This is a genomic window from Thioclava sp. FR2 (assembly GCF_051200875.1).
GTDB lineage: Bacteria > Pseudomonadota > Alphaproteobacteria > Rhodobacterales > Rhodobacteraceae > Pseudotabrizicola.
Genome location: NZ_CP195191.1, coordinates 3733734 through 3748299, shown reverse-complemented (window position 1 = coordinate 3748299; position 14566 = coordinate 3733734). Strand labels below are relative to the sequence as shown.

General features: G+C 57.3%; 13 protein-coding genes. 7 read left to right on the top strand and 6 right to left on the bottom strand.

Annotation, left to right across the window (positions count from 1 at the left end; all coding sequences use genetic code 11):
- Positions 1-142: 142 nt before the first annotated feature.
- Entirely contained in the window at positions 143-1861 is a 1719-nt protein-coding gene (metG, locus tag ACSBLW_RS18125; protein ID WP_435258000.1) for a methionine--tRNA ligase, read from the top strand.
- On the top strand, positions 1858-2568 hold the full coding sequence (locus ACSBLW_RS18120; RefSeq protein ID WP_435257999.1) for a cytidylyltransferase domain-containing protein: 711 nt from the start codon (positions 1858-1860) through the stop codon (positions 2566-2568). Before metG ends, ACSBLW_RS18120 begins: the two co-directional genes overlap by 4 nt.
- Here ACSBLW_RS18120 and ACSBLW_RS18115 read toward each other — a convergent pair.
- The 3 genes from ACSBLW_RS18115 to neuC all read right to left on the bottom strand — a co-directional run bounded on the left by ACSBLW_RS18115 (position 2555) and on the right by neuC (position 6277).
- The gene (locus ACSBLW_RS18115) at positions 2555-3880 is read right to left on the bottom strand and encodes a 3-deoxy-D-manno-octulosonic acid transferase (RefSeq protein WP_435257998.1); all 1326 of its coding nucleotides are present in this window, start codon (positions 3878-3880) and stop codon (positions 2555-2557) included. The two genes, ACSBLW_RS18120 and ACSBLW_RS18115, sit on opposite strands and share 14 nt — an antisense overlap.
- On the bottom strand, positions 3877-5061 hold the full coding sequence (locus tag ACSBLW_RS18110) for a 3-deoxy-D-manno-octulosonic acid transferase (RefSeq protein ID WP_435257997.1): 1185 nt from the start codon (positions 5059-5061) through the stop codon (positions 3877-3879). The genes ACSBLW_RS18115 and ACSBLW_RS18110 overlap by 4 nt, the downstream gene beginning before the upstream one ends.
- Before the next feature lie 94 nt (positions 5062-5155).
- Positions 5156-6277 carry a UDP-N-acetylglucosamine 2-epimerase gene (neuC, locus tag ACSBLW_RS18105; RefSeq protein ID WP_435257996.1) on the bottom strand — a complete coding sequence of 374 codons (1122 nt, stop codon included), beginning with the start codon at positions 6275-6277 and terminating at the stop codon, positions 5156-5158.
- Between the two features lie 45 nt (positions 6278-6322).
- Here neuC and ACSBLW_RS18100 point away from each other — a divergent pair, with 45 nt between their 5' ends.
- On the top strand, positions 6323-7306 hold the full coding sequence (locus tag ACSBLW_RS18100) for a hypothetical protein (protein ID WP_435257995.1): 984 nt from the start codon (positions 6323-6325) through the stop codon (positions 7304-7306).
- Here ACSBLW_RS18100 and ACSBLW_RS18095 read toward each other — a convergent pair.
- Together ACSBLW_RS18095 and ACSBLW_RS18090 are read right to left on the bottom strand one after the other, a co-directional pair.
- The gene (locus ACSBLW_RS18095; protein ID WP_435257994.1) at positions 7303-7983 is read right to left on the bottom strand and encodes a sulfotransferase family 2 domain-containing protein; all 681 of its coding nucleotides are present in this window, start codon (positions 7981-7983) and stop codon (positions 7303-7305) included. The genes ACSBLW_RS18100 and ACSBLW_RS18095 overlap by 4 nt on opposite strands.
- Positions 7984-7995: 12 nt before the next feature.
- Positions 7996-9024, bottom strand: coding sequence for an N-acetylneuraminate synthase family protein (locus ACSBLW_RS18090; RefSeq protein WP_435257993.1), 1029 nt, complete (start codon positions 9022-9024; stop codon positions 7996-7998).
- A 209-nt stretch (positions 9025-9233) separates the two neighbouring features.
- Between ACSBLW_RS18090 and ACSBLW_RS18085 the strand changes: the two genes are divergently transcribed.
- Genes ACSBLW_RS18085 through ACSBLW_RS18070 form a run of 4 tightly spaced genes read left to right on the top strand, consistent with a single transcriptional unit; the run spans position 9234 to position 14082 of the window.
- The gene (locus ACSBLW_RS18085; RefSeq protein ID WP_435257992.1) at positions 9234-10487 is read left to right on the top strand and encodes an imelysin family protein; all 1254 of its coding nucleotides are present in this window, start codon (positions 9234-9236) and stop codon (positions 10485-10487) included.
- 42 nt (positions 10488-10529) lie between these two features.
- On the top strand, positions 10530-12041 hold the full coding sequence (locus ACSBLW_RS18080; RefSeq protein WP_435257991.1) for a di-heme oxidoredictase family protein: 1512 nt from the start codon (positions 10530-10532) through the stop codon (positions 12039-12041).
- 3 nt (positions 12042-12044) lie between these two features.
- Positions 12045-13022, top strand: coding sequence for an imelysin family protein (locus tag ACSBLW_RS18075; RefSeq protein ID WP_435257990.1), 978 nt, complete (start codon positions 12045-12047; stop codon positions 13020-13022).
- Between the two features lie 4 nt (positions 13023-13026).
- Positions 13027-14082 carry a DUF1513 domain-containing protein gene (locus ACSBLW_RS18070; protein WP_435257989.1) on the top strand — a complete coding sequence of 352 codons (1056 nt, stop codon included), beginning with the start codon at positions 13027-13029 and terminating at the stop codon, positions 14080-14082.
- Positions 14083-14084: 2 nt separating this feature from the next.
- On the opposite strand, the gene ACSBLW_RS18065 is transcribed toward ACSBLW_RS18070, so the two are convergent.
- Complete coding sequence (locus ACSBLW_RS18065) at positions 14085-14543, bottom strand: nucleoside deaminase (RefSeq protein ID WP_435257988.1); 459 nt, start codon at positions 14541-14543, stop codon at positions 14085-14087.
- Positions 14544-14566 lie beyond the last annotated feature (23 nt).

Sequence of the window (14566 nt, the reverse complement as noted above, 5' to 3'; positions counted from 1 at the left end):
GAAGTAGATTCCTGACGACCCGTAATGCCGCCAAAGACTAAAACCGGGCAATTCCCTGCATGAACGCAAATCGGCCCGCACATGGACTGGCATGACCTGTAAAGACAGGATAAACGAGCGCCCAGACAACAAAGGGCGCATCATGGCACGGATTCTCATCACCTCCGCCATTCCCTATATCAACGGGATCAAGCATCTGGGCAACCTCGTGGGCAGCCAGCTTCCGGCTGACCTGTTTGCACGCTACATGCGGGCGCGCGGAAACGAGGTGATGTTCATCTGTGCGACCGATGAACACGGCACGCCTGCCGAATTGGCAGCCGCCAAAGCAGGCAAGCCTGTGGCCGATTACTGCGCCGAAATGCACGAGGTTCAGGCCGAAATCGCCCGCGGCTTCCGGCTGTCCTTTGACCATTTCGGGCGTTCTTCCAGCCAGCGCAATCATCAGTTGACCCAACATTTCGCAGGAAAACTGGCCGAAAACGGCCTGATCCGCGAAGTCTCGGAAAAGATGATCTACTCGATCGACGATGGCCGCTTCCTACCCGACCGCTATATCGAAGGCACCTGCCCGAACTGCGGCTATGACTCGGCCCGTGGCGACCAGTGCGATAATTGCACAAAGCAATTGGACCCGACCGACCTGATCAACCCGCATTCCACGATTTCCGGCAGCACAAATCTGGAACAGCGCGAGACAAAGCACTTGTACCTGATGCAGCGCGCTCTGAAGGACAAGCTGGAGGCATGGATCGACTCGAAAACCGATTGGCCCGTACTGACGACCTCGATTGCCAAGAAATGGCTGAATGACGGTGATGGGCTTCAGGATCGTGGCATTACCCGCGACCTGCATTGGGGTATTCCTGTCAAAAAGGGCGACCAACCTTGGCCGGGCATGGAAGGCAAGGTCTTCTACGTCTGGTTCGACGCCCCCATCGAATATATCGCGGGCACCGCTGAATGGGCCGATGCAAACGGACTGGACGATGCCGCATGGGAACGCTGGTGGCGCACCGACAAGGGTGCCCATGACGTGACCTATTATCAGTTTATGGGTAAGGACAACGTGCCTTTCCACACCCTGTCTTTCCCGGCCACCATCCTTGGCTCGGGCGAGCCGTGGAAACTGGTCGATTACCTGAAATCGTTCAACTACCTGAACTATGACGGTGGCCAGTTCTCGACCTCGCGCGGGCGCGGCGTCTTCATGGATCAGGCCTTGTCGATCCTTCCGTCGGATTACTGGCGCTGGTGGCTGCTCAGCCACGCTCCGGAAAGTTCGGACAGCGAATTCACATGGGACAATTTCCAGACTGCTGTGAACAAGGATCTGGCCGATGTTCTTGGGAACTTCGTCAGCCGCGTAACCAAGTTCGCCCGTTCAAAGCTGGGCGAGACGGTTCCAGCCGGTGGAGAGTTCGGACCACAGGAAACCGCCTTGATCGCAGATCTGGGGGCACGGGTTCGCGACTATGAAACCCACATGTCAGCAATGGACGTTCGTAAGGCAGCGGCCGAATTGCGGGCGATTTGGGTCGCGGGCAACGAATATCTGCAAGCGGCGGCACCTTGGGCCACAATCAAGACCGAGCCAGAGCGGGCCGAGGCCCAAATCCGCCTGAGCCTGAACTTGATCCGAATTTACGCCATCCTGTCACAGCCTTTCATCCCTGACGCCGCGGCGACGATGATGCAAGCGATGGGCTGCGATGACTGGACATGGCCTGAACATCTGTCTGACGCGATCCGCGCCCTTCCGGCCGGGCATGCGTTCAGCGTTCCCGAAAACCTGTTCCGCAAGATCACCGACGAGGAGCGCGTCGACTGGCAAGCGCGTTTTGCCGGGGTCAGGACATGATCCTTGGGCATATCGGGGCGCGCAAAGGGTCCAAGGGTGTGCCGGGCAAGAACTTCCGGCCCCTTTGTGGCAAACCTCTGATTGACTGGTCGTTGGATCAACTTTTTGCCAATCCTCGCGTTGGAGCAGTGGTGGTGTCCACTGATGATGAGGCAATCTATGAGCACGCTGTAAAGCGTGGAGCGCTGGACATTGGCCTGCGCCCAGCCGAACTGGCAACGGACACCGCACCGAAATGGGGTGTCTGGCAGCATGCACTCGCAACCTCCGAGGAAAAGACTGGGCCGGTTTCGGCTTTCCTTGACTTGGACTGCACTTCGCCCTTGCGCATTCCCGAAGATATCGACGGTGCACTCGATCTTTTCACAAACGAACATCCTGACATGGTCATGAGCGTTTGCGAGGCTCGAAAAAATCCATATTTCAACCTAGTCGAGCCCGATGCCTCTGGTGCCTTGCATGTCTCAAAGCCCCTTCCTGGCGGGGTCTGGGCACGTCAGGACGCACCTGTGGTGTATGAACATGTTGGCGTCGTTTATGTGGTGGCACCTGAATACTTGCGGCGCGCCAAAACGATTTATGAAGGTCGGGTTGTTCCATATGTGCTCGACTCAGACCGTTGCCATGACATCGACACGCCCTATGATTTCCGCTTGGTAGAATTCCTGCTGAAAGAGCAACTGGCCGCAGGCGTCAGGAAGGTTTGACCGCGGACAGCAGGCGGGGAATGGCGTGTAGCGTACGCTCGGTTGCGTTGACCTGCGTTGCGACGAAATCGGCAATTGCCTTGGGGTTCGGGTATGAGCCCCTGATCAGCCAGGCAGACAACGCGGCAGCATCCAGAACGGAAGCAGCGACCCCGGCGGCCCTAGCTTCGGCAAAGGGGAATTCGATTGTGTGTGTATGGGGGCCAGTGACGACAGGCTTGCCCAGAACCAGCGCTTCGGAAATGTTATGGGCGCCTTTGGGCGAAAATCCCCCGCCCACAATGACCTGATCGGCCATGGCCAGATAGCCATACATTTCACCCAGACTGTCACCAAGAAAGATGTCCGGACACTCATCAATCGCCGGCCAGTGGTCGGGACTGAAAACAGATCCCAAACCTGACCGCCGCAGAACGGAAAACCCCGAGGACGCAAGCATTTGTGCAACCTCGTCAAACCGTTCCGGCCGTCGTGGCACATAGACGACAAGGGGCTTTGGCAATCCATTTTCACGGCAATGCAAATTAAGGTCATTGATCGCACGAAGATAGACCTCATCCTCGCCCTCAATTGCGCTTGCAATGCAGATGACGCGACGCTCACCAGCGCCGATCCAGCGCCGTGCGGCCACACCCTCTCGGACAAGGTTATGCGGCACTGGCTGATCAAATCGCAACTCGCCCGTAACAGCGATGTTCCGAACTCCTGCACCCGCAAAACGATTGGCTTGCAGGTCAGATTTCACCAAGGCACCAGCAAAGCCCTGCATCACTTGCTGCCGCAACCGCAGCCCCCCGCTATCGCGGCGCAGTGAATTTTCCGGGTACTGCGCATTGCACATGAACAGCGGAACGCCGTGCTTTCGTGCAGAAAATACCATCCCCGGCCAAATCTCGATTTCCATGACCAGCCCATAAGCGGGACGGAAAGTTCTGAAAAAGCCGCTCAACGCCCAGCCCACATCAAATGGCACCCAGACGGCGCGGACCCGTCCAGCGGCGATTTCTGCTGAAAAGACCTTTTCCGCTTCTGACCTGCCAGCAGGGGTAAAATGGGTTGTGACGATGTTGTGCCCCTGATCGAGAAGTCCGCGGATCAAAGGAACAGCGGATCGCAATTCGCCAAGCGAGACCGCGTGCACCCAGACTGCACCCGCCAAAGCCTTGTCATAGCGGCCAAATCGCTCGGCCAATGCCGACCAGTAGACAGGATCTTTCCGCCCTCTGCGCCACAGATAGAAGAGGACAGCCGGCAACCCGGCGGTCCACAGCAATGCCCAAACCAACAGGAACACTCGCAAGACGATGGTCATTCCGTCCTCGCGATCAAAGCAACCAGATCTTCTGCCAGCGGCGCAAGCTTGCCTTTCGCCAACTCGGCCATCGTCCGTGCCCGCTCTCCCATCGCCTCGAGACCGGGCTGCAAGACGGCCGTCGCCAGACCTCCGGGCTGAACCAAGACCGATGCATTCTTGCTGTCCAGCAGGTCATAATCCACGACGAAATTGGACGTATTCGGGCCATGCAAAATTGGAACCCCCAGGACCGCGGGCTCCCATGGGTTATGCCCGCCCACCTCTCCAAAAGCGCCGCCGACAAGCGCAACCTTAGCCAGTCGATACCAGATCCCAAGTTCACCATAGCTGTCTGCCAGCCAAACCTTCGTTTGCGCCCCCGGCACTTGGCCAAGGCTTCGACGGACAAAACTGATGCCGCCTTCCGCAAGGGCCGCGGCAATTTCATCCGACCGCCCAATATCGCGCGGGGCAACGATTGTCAGAAACTCCGTCCCCAATCCGGGCACCGCACGCAAGACTTCCGCTTCATCGGCAGCATGAGTCGAAGCGGCAACCCAGACCTTTCGAGACGCAAGAATGGTTTGCAGCCGCGCAAGTTCGGCAGCATCGACGCCCAGCGGCGGCGCCGCCGACTTCAACGAACCGGCCACTTGCACATCAGATGCACCCAATTGCGTTAGTCTGGATGCCGTCTCTTCTTCCTGCGCGGCAATCAAGGAGAATCGCCGAAACAGGTCACCATAAAGCCCGGCAGCACGCTTTCTTCGCAGATAGCTTTCGTGGGTGATCCGGGCATTGACCAGAGCCATCGGGATTTTTCTGCGCGACAGCGCCACGACAGCTCCGGGCCAGATTTCCTGTTCGGCCCAAACCGACAGATCTGGACGCCAATGATCCAGAAAGCGTTCAAGATAAACCGGCGCATCCAAAGGCAGAAACTGGTGAAACGAACGTGGAGGCAAGTTCGCCGCCATGACCTTCGCCGAAGATTTGGCCGTCGATGTTACCAGAAAATGGAGATCCGGTGCCAAACGCGACATTTCGCTGATCAACCCACGCAGCGCCAAGACCTCGCCAAGTCCCACAGCGTGAAGCCAGACCAAACGACCATTTGGCCTGCCAAGGCTCGGAAGTCCCAGCTTCTCTCTCCACCGTGCAGGGTCTTCCTTCCCCTTGGCCAAACGGCGTCGAAGCACGGGTTGAGCCAAAAGGGGTATTGCATTGCTGGCCAGCAAATAGGCCCGCAGCAAGAGGCCTGTAGACTGTCGGCCCTTACGATGTTGCCCTTGATCAGCCAAAATCGTGAAAGGCCTTTTGCAAGCCCCGAGCCCAGAATTCTTCTTGGCGCAGAGTGTCGACAAATCTATCTGCCGCGCGCCCCTCGCCAAACCCTGTATGCGGCGGATGACGACGGCCCCACTCTTGACCCAAGAAAGCATCAATCGCTGTAACATCATTCGCAGCACAGGAATGAACCGAGCTTGCTTGCGCCCTGTTGGTCTGCCGCGTCCCAATATCCAGCGATGGAATTCCAAGGAAGGGTGCCTCACGCACACCCGCACTGGAATTTCCAATCATGCAGGCCGCGTTCTTCATCAGCTCTGAAAAATGAGCAAAGCGCATAGATGGGATCAGGCGGAACCGATCCTTCGGCAAGGTGGACAAGGCCGAGAAGATCGCCTCGGACCCCGGGTCGTTGTTGGGCGCGATCACGACGAAATTCCGCTTTGCACGTTCCAGCGCCCCAAAGAGATCTTGGGCCTGTTGCCCCATGGTCCCCTGCTCACTGGTGACAGGGTGAAAAACCGCAATTCCGTAATCGGCAAAATCTATGGCGTAACGCTTGCGCACTTCATCCAGTGTCACACCAGATGGTCCCGCGTGGAAATCCAGTTCCGGCGATCCAATGACGTGGATTGAACTTTCAGGCTCACCCAAGACCATGACACGCCGCCCAGCCTGCTCGGACGATACGAAGTGGTGGGTCGCTAGCTTGGTGTTACAATGCCTGAACACCTCATCAATCGTGCCCGACACCTCGCCACCCTCGATATGCGCAGAAGGCACATAATTCGTTGCAGCAACCAACGCTCCGGCAAGCGCCTCGATGCGATCGCCATGGATGACGATGAGATCAGGGCGATTTTCCATCACATAATCGGAAAAACCCATGACTGTCTTGGCCAGAACCACGTCCTGTCCATCCCCAGCCCTCTGGTTCAGGAATTCATGAACACCAACGCCGGGCATTCGATGGACTTCGAGTTTTGTCAGGCCGTACCGCTCCATCATGTGCATTCCTGTCACGAAGAACGTAACACGGTAGCCCGCGTCGCGGGCGGCGGCGGCCAACGGCTCCAGCTTGCCAAAATCGGCGCGGGTACCTGTGAGAAAGAGAAGCGAACGGGTCATGGCCTAGCCCATAGCAAACTTTGCGGAAATGTCACGGGGCGAGACGTGAAGTATGTTGCTGAACTCGATCAAACCATCAGACGGCAGAGGAGAGATCACGGTCGTTGCCCTTGCTTCGTCACCGATAAGTTGGCTGTTCAAGGTTTCACATTCACTGGCAACCCGAATTTGGAAGCCCAGCGATGCCAAGCCATCGGGCGGCCTGTCGCCTTATTTGCTTGCAAAACTGGACACTGTCTTTGTAGGGAACGGACAAACCAGCCTCAAATCCGGTCACTCAGGGGTTTCATGATTTTCCTAAGCGAACAGAACATCCTGTTCATCAAACCCCACAAGACGGCGTCAACCTCGGTCGAGGTTGCTTTGTCCTGCGCACCGGGCGGTCAGGCGGATATCATTACGCCGCTTTTGCCGGAAGATGAGCTGAAAAGAGCCGAGGCCGGTGGCCGCCTCCCCCAGAACTGGGCATGGATTTCTTGGACAGAACACAAATACCTTGCTGACTTTGCATCGTTCAGGACCACCGGACAGGTGCCGAAACGAATGATGCCCGGCGGACATGGCAAGCTGTATTCAAAGTTCACTGCCCGATATTACAATCACATAACGCCCGCAGCCATCCGCAGGCGCGGCGGCGGCGAGATGCTCGCCAAAGCATTCCTCGTCTCTATGGTGCGTCACCCGTATGAACAGATCGTCTCTTGGGCATGGCACCAAAAGAAACTGCGAAACTCATCCGCACCTCTTTCAGCTTTCGTCGATCATGGCACACGCCAAGCCTCTCCAAATCTCCCTTATCTCTTCGATAGTCGACGGCCTGATCTGGTGATCCGTTACGAAGAAATGGCCGAAGATTTATCCCACTTGTCCAAGCGGGTCGGGGCAGATCTGAACGCTCATATGCCTTTTGCCAAAGGTGAGCATCGGTCTAATCGCGCCCCAGCGGCAAGTTTGCTGACTGAAACGCAGAAACTTGCCATTCAGGAACGAGATCGACAGATCTTTGAAGCGTTTGGCTACGCCCGTTAAGACTTGGGCAAGACGGGGGAATACCCTAGCAGCGGGAAATCTCTTGCGTAAATCCGTTGGACAGCCGCAAAGGTGTCTTCGTCGTAATAGCTGTCCAACGCGCGCCCTGCTTTCTTTGCTCGAGTCGGGTTGATCCTTTCCATGGCAATGTCTGGAAGCCCAAGTTCTTTGCACAGCCGTCCGAAATCATCGGCAAGCGTTTCAAATTTCAAGACACGATCAACCAATAGCGATGTGCCTGCTGCATCCGCGATGAAATGGGCCTGATCAGGAAGGATTGTGAAAAACGGCACAAAAAGGCCGCGCCTCGTTTCGCGCCACCGCAGATAGTCCGCGAATGACATGGCCGCAAACTGTGCTGCCAGCTTTGGGTTTCGGAACTCTTTCAGATATTCGTAATGCGATACTGCATGGTCAAACGGGTTACGCACCACCGTGAACTTGAAGAACCCGGAATAGGCCACCGAGCCCATTTTCCGCTGCATATCCAAGGCCGTCTCGTGTTTGCGAAAATAGGCCTTGGTCGCTTCTTCCTGAATGGGCACACGGCGCAACAGCCTTCGCCATTTGGTTCTGGTTCCAGAAATGCCATAGGGTTCCAGCGCGGCCGTCATGGCCGTGCCTGCTGTCTTTGGGACATGCACAAAGATGAAGTTATGCGAGGTTGAAAGGATCACCGCCCTACGCCCTCAGGCCAAGTCAGACCATTTCAACTGCGTGTTGCGCTTTACAGATCGCGTCAGCGTTTTGCCAACCACCTTGTCAAAATCATAAGCCGCGATTTCACCCGATCCGGGACGCCGCGCCCAGATATCCGCCTCTGTGATTACATGGCCTGCCGGCAAGTCGCCATCCGCCACAACGGAGCCGCGTGCGAAGCGATAGACATCCTCTTCCGGCGCGGAACGCTGCTTAGGATTGTTGGCGGCGATCCAGATTTCCTTGCTGCGGTCGATCAGGAATTTCAATTCCGCTGGATCCATCGAATTGATGATATCCGGCCCCTTGCGATAGCGCGTGTCGGTGTAGTGCCGTTCCAGAATACATGCGCCCAGCGCAACAGAGGCCAACGCCATTTCCGGCCCGATGGAATGGTCGGAAAAGCCCACGATAGCCTTTGGAAACGCCGTCTTCAATTCCGTCACGCCACGCAAGGAAACGATTTCAGCCGGGCTCGGGTAAAGGTTCGTGCACTCCAGAAGGGCGTATTCGACGCCTGCCTGATCAAGGATTTCGACGCTTGCACGAATGGTTTCGATGGTCTGCATCCCGGTGGACAGGATCACTGGCTTTCCCTTGCGGGCGATGTGGCGGATCAGCGGCAGGTTATCCGCCTCGCCTGAACCGATCTTGTAGGCGGGTACATCCAAGGTCTCTAGAAAATCGGCAGCCGCGCGAGAGAACGGGGTCGAGATCCAGATCATGCCCAGTTCTTCGGTGTACCGCTTCAACTCGGCCTCGTCTTCACGGCTCAGCGCGCAACGTTCCATCACATGCCAGATCGAGACATCAGCATTTGGCGGGAAGATCGACTTGGCCTCATCGGTCATCTCGTCTTCGATGATATGCGTCTGGTGCTTGATCATCTCGCAGCCAGCCAGGGCGGCAAGGCGCACCATCTCTTTGGCGACCGCAAGATCGCCACCATGATTGATGCCAATCTCAGCAATCACCAACGGTGGGTGATCTGGGCCAATGGACCGATTGTCGATTTTCATGACGTGCCCCTTTTGCTCGGATACCCGTGACTTAAACACTGTCTCCGCGCAAGGAAAGCCGGAACTGAATAGGGCAACAATTCCCGATATAAACAATCAGTATTTACAACATAGTATTTTTGTCGGATTTATCTGCCCAAATGTGATTCACGCGCACCGCCAAGCCCTGCCGCCACAGCCAAAACGCCCAGACAAAGGACACCGCCGCCATGCGCCTCACTTCCTCTTGCCTTACGCTTTGCATCGCGGCATCTGCCGTTTCCGCCGAAACACCTGACGCGGTCGTCACAGGATACGCCGATCTCGCTTTTGCCGCCTATCAGGACAGCTTGTCGACTGCGGTCAGCCTGAAATCGGCCGTTGATGATTTGATCACTTCTCCCTCGGCCGAGACGCTGACAGCAGCAAGAACGGCATGGTTGGCAGCCCGTGTCCCTTATCAGCAAACCGAAGCCTATCGGTTTGGAAATCCAGTGGTCGATGACTGGGAGGGACGCGTCAACGCATGGCCGCTAGATGAAGGTTTGATCGACTACGTCGAAACCGATACAGCGGTGAATGAAGAAAACACCCATGCTGCATTGAACGTGATTGCGACCCCATCCTTTACCTTGTCGGGGCGCGAGATTGATGCCTCCGAGATCACGCCTGAACTGATCGCAGGCACGCTTCACGAAGCCGATGGGATCGAGGCGAATGTCGCAAGCGGGTATCATGCCATCGAATTTCTTCTGTGGGGGCAGGATCTGAATGGCACTGGCTCGGGGGCCGGAAACCGCCCCTATACCGATTTCGTTCAGGGCGCAGAGTGCACCGGCGGCAATTGTGACCGTCGTGCAGATTACCTTGCGGCAGCAAGCGCTCTGCTGGTCACTGATCTGGAAGAAATGGTTGCTGCGTGGGACGAAGGTGGTGCAGGCCGCACCTATGTAACTGCAAACGCCAATACTGGCCTGCTCGCCATACTGACAGGGATGGGAAGCCTTGGATACGGTGAACTCGCGGGCCAGCGGATCAAACTGGGTCTGATGCTGAACGACCCCGAGGAAGAGCACGATTGCTTCTCGGACAACACCCACAACAGCCACTACTACGATGGCTTGGGCCTTCAGAACGTCTACCTTGGCCGCTACACCCGGCTGGACGGCACCGTGCTTGAAGTCCCTTCGCTTTCCTCTCTGGTCGCTGAGAAGGACGCAGCCATAGACGCGCAACTGAAGGCCGATCTGGAAATCTCCCTTGACGCTCTCATGGCCATCAGGACAGAGGCTGAGGCCGGTTTTGCCTATGATCAGATGTTGGAAGCCGGAAACGAAAAAGGCGAAACCCTGATCATGGCGGCTGTCGACGCACTGGTCACTCAGACAAAGTCGGTCGAGCGGGTCGTCTCGACGCTTGGTCTGTCGAAGATCGAATTCGAAGGCTCTGATAGCCTTGACGCGCCCAGCGCCGTATTTCAGTGACGTCACCGCCAAGCGTGCGGGTTTCCAGCCAGGACAGACCTTATGCTTCTGCGCCAAGCTCTCCTTTTCGGTCTCTTATCAACCTCTGCCTATGCACAGGCCTTGGACGATCGACATTTGTCGGTCGTCAACCGGACGAAAGAGGAAATCTCCCGCATCGAGGCGGTGCGAGCACCGACCACTGACTTTTCCAAACCTGAACCTTACGAGAAGATGCAGGCGGGGGCTGCGACGGTTCGGGCGCGACGAACGCTCGATGCCTTCAGCCAGTCCTCGGCCAATATGCCCTTCGAGCGTGAGTTGGACTTCAAACTTGGCAACGGCCTGTTCACAAAGACATGGGTCGCGGCACCGGCCTCTACCAAAGCCTCTGACGGGCTTGGCCCATATTACAATGCGCGCGCATGCCAGGATTGCCATTTGAAAGACGGGCGCGGGCATACGCCCGAGGGACCGGATGACAGCCGCGTTTCTATGTTCCTGCGGCTCTCGGTGCCCGGCGGAGAAACACCCGCAGAAATAACCGAGTGGCTCTCGACAATTCCCGAACCGACCTATGGCGGACAATTGCAGGATTTCGCGGCTCCGGGTCAGGTGGCCGAGGGCAGCATGAGCGTGACCTACACCGAGAGTCCGGTCCTTTTGCCTGATGGGACGTCAGTTTCCCTGCGGCATCCCGACTATGCCATTGCCAACCCCGGCCATGGCGCATTGGATCCTGATGTCATGATCAGCCCGCGCATCGCCCCCCAAATGATCGGCTTGGGTCTTTTGGAGGCCATTCCTGCAGCCGACATCTTGGCCACCGCCGATCCGGACGACTTGAATGGCGATGGGATCTCTGGTCGGGCACAAATCATCCTCTCGGTCGAATTTGGCATCCCTATGCTGGGCCGCTTTGGCCTAAAGGCAGGCGCGCCCACAGTCCGAGAGCAGTCGGCGGGCGCTTTCGCGGGTGATATGGGGCTGTCTACTCCCCTCCATCCCGACCCGTGGGGCGATTGCACCCTTGCGCAAACCGCTTGTCGCGCGGCACCGCATGGCCAAGAGAGCGACGCCCGAGATGGGTTGGAAGTTGATTCCGAAAGCCTTGATCTCGTGACCTACTATTCCCGAAACCTTGGGGTTCCCGAACGCAGAAATCTAGGTAACCCGCAGGTGCTGCGTGGCAAGGAATTGTTTTACCAGTTGAATTGCACTGGCTGCCATCAGCCAAAGTACGTTACACATCGTCTTGAAGACCAACCAGAACAAAGCTTTCAACTGATCTGGCCCTATACCGACCTGCTCTTGCATGACATGGGCGAAGGCCTGGCCGATCATCGGCCTGAAGGACGCGCCACGGGATCTGAATGGAAGACGCCGCCGCTTTGGGGGATCGGCCTGACCCAGCAAGTAAGCGGTCATACCCAGTTTCTGCACGATGGCCGCGCGCGCACTCTGACCGAGGCCATTCTTTGGCACGGCGGAGAAGCAAAGGGCTCGCGTGATGGCTTTGCATCCCTTTCTGCGGTAGACCGTGACGCAGTCATCGCCTTCCTCGAAAGTCTCTGATCAATGCGGTTCCTTCGGCTAACTCTTGCCTTTTCGCTTTTTGCAGCCAGCACCGCGCGGGCTGATTATCCCGAGGCGGTCAGGGATATTCTGACACCCGGTTATGCCGCCTTTGAAACCGCCGCTTTGCAGCTTGCCGCCACGGCACAACAGACCTGCGATGCCGAAGCGATCATCCCAGCTTGGCACGCTGCTTTTGATGCATGGCTCTTTATTGCCGCAATAAAGATAGGGCCTGTCGAACAGGACGGAATGGGCCTTGCCATCGCATATTGGCCGGACCCCAAAGGTCTGGGCGCGAAGGCGCAGCGCAGCCTTTTGACCGCCAGTGCCGAAGATCTGCAGCCAGAAAAATTCGCGCATCAATCCGTTGCGGCCCGTGGCCTTACGGGGCTGGAGCGTCTGCTTTGGCCAAACTCGGACCTAAAATCAGATCCCTGTCCGCTGATCCGCGCCACGGCAGATGACCTTGCGCGCATGTCTTCGCTGATCCGCAATCAGTGGGAAAGTGATTTTGCGAAAATAATCCTGACCGCCGGAGCCCCCGAAAACTCGACCTTCCTCACCCGATCCGAGGTCAGGCAATCTCTCTTCACCCAGATTGACGCCGAATTGTCCTTTGACCGCGATCAACGGCTTGGTCGCCCTTTGGGCAGTTTTGATCGCCCTCGCCCCGAATTGGCCGAAGCCCGTGCCTCCGGCCGCTCTTTACGGAATGTGACCCTATCGCTGCGTGCGCTTCGTGCCTTGTCTGAAAGTCTTACACCAGACATTCCCAAGACACTCGCAGCCTTTGACCATGCCCTCACCTTGGCAGAAGAGTTGAACGATCCGACCTTTGATGGCGTGGCTGACCCAGCGACACGGCTAAAGGTCGAAATTCTGCAACAAGCGATCAACTCCATTCAGCAAGTTGCCCGACAGGAACTGGCGCGCGATCTTGATGTTGACCTAGGCTTCAACGCGGCAGATGGGGACTGATCCGATGACCTCTCGCCGCGCTTTTCTGGCAGGATTTGGGGCAACAGCTTTGATGGCGGGCCCGACATGGGCAGATGTTGGAAACCCGGTCTTCGTGGCCGCCGGAAAAACGCAGGCCGGCTATGTGCTTCACGGCTTGGACGCAGGCGCAAAAACGGTTTTCTCGCTCCCCCTGCCAGATCGTGGCCATGCTGCTGCGGTCCATCCTCTCCGCCCTCAGGCGGTGGCCTTTGCCCGACGTCCGGGGATATTCGGACTAGTCTTCGACTGTTTAACCGGCGACGTTTTATCAACACTGACACCGCCCGCTGGCCGCCAGTTCAACGGTCATGGAGCCTTTTCGCCAGATGGCCAGTTGCTTCTGACGTCAGAAGTCGTAGCCGAGGGGTCTGCGGGAAAGATTGGCCTGTGGGACACGCGCGATTATCGGCGTCTGGGCGAATGGAACAGCGGCGGCATCGGCCCACATGACATCAAGCTGGATCCTGCAGGGGGTCTGATCATCGCGAATGGCGGAATTGAAACCGATCCATCTGACCGCACCAAATTGAATGTCGAGGATATGAAACCCAATCTGACCCGCCTAAGTCCGGACGGGCAGATACTGGACCAAGCAGAACTGCCCCGCGAACTGAACAAGAATTCAATCCGGCACCTCGCGCTTATCGGTGAAACCATCGCCTTTGCGATGCAGTGGGAGGGCGATATCGCCGAACCCGTTCCCCTGCTTGGTCTTTGGGTGCCGGGCACGAAACCACGCCTTTGCCCGGCCGCAGATCATGAAATGCTGACGATGAAAGGGTATGCGGGGTCCATCGCTGCGCATGCAAACCGGATCGCGGTGACGTCGTCAAAGGGCGGTGCCGTCATGTTGTTTGACATTTCCGGAGAACCGATCACAACTTTCCGACGGGCCGATCTGGCCGGGGTTGCGCCAAATCGCACAGGATTTGTTGCCAGCGACGGCAACGGTGCACTTTGGCAAGTGACTGACGACGGGCTTACTTTGATCCGAAAAGACGTCCCGATGTGGGACAACCATCTGGTCGCAATCGGCTGAAGTCACGGTGTTTCGCGTTTGGCCCTGAAAAAGTCTCTCAGCATCCGTTCGGATTCTGCTGCGCCAATTCCATCATAGACCTCGGGAACATGGTGACACTGAGCATGGGTAAAGACGCGGGCACCGCACTCCACACCACCGCTCTTTGGGTCCGATGCCCCGTAGTAAAGCCTTTCAATGCGCGCTGCCGAAATAGCAGCCGCACACATCGGGCAAGGTTCCAGCGTCACATAAAGGTTGTGTCCGACCAACCTCTCTGAGCCAATCGCTGCACAGGCCGCGCGGATCGCGACAATCTCGGCATGTGCGGTTGGATCGCTCCATTCGCGCGTCCGGTTTCCCGCCTGCGCCACGATATGGCCATCAGGCGAAACGACAACGGCACCAACCGGAACCTCGCCACGCGCAAAGGCCGCCCTCGCTTCATCGAATGCGATGTCCATGTAGGATCGGAAGGCCACCTTGCCCCTTTCTTCGTTCCAAA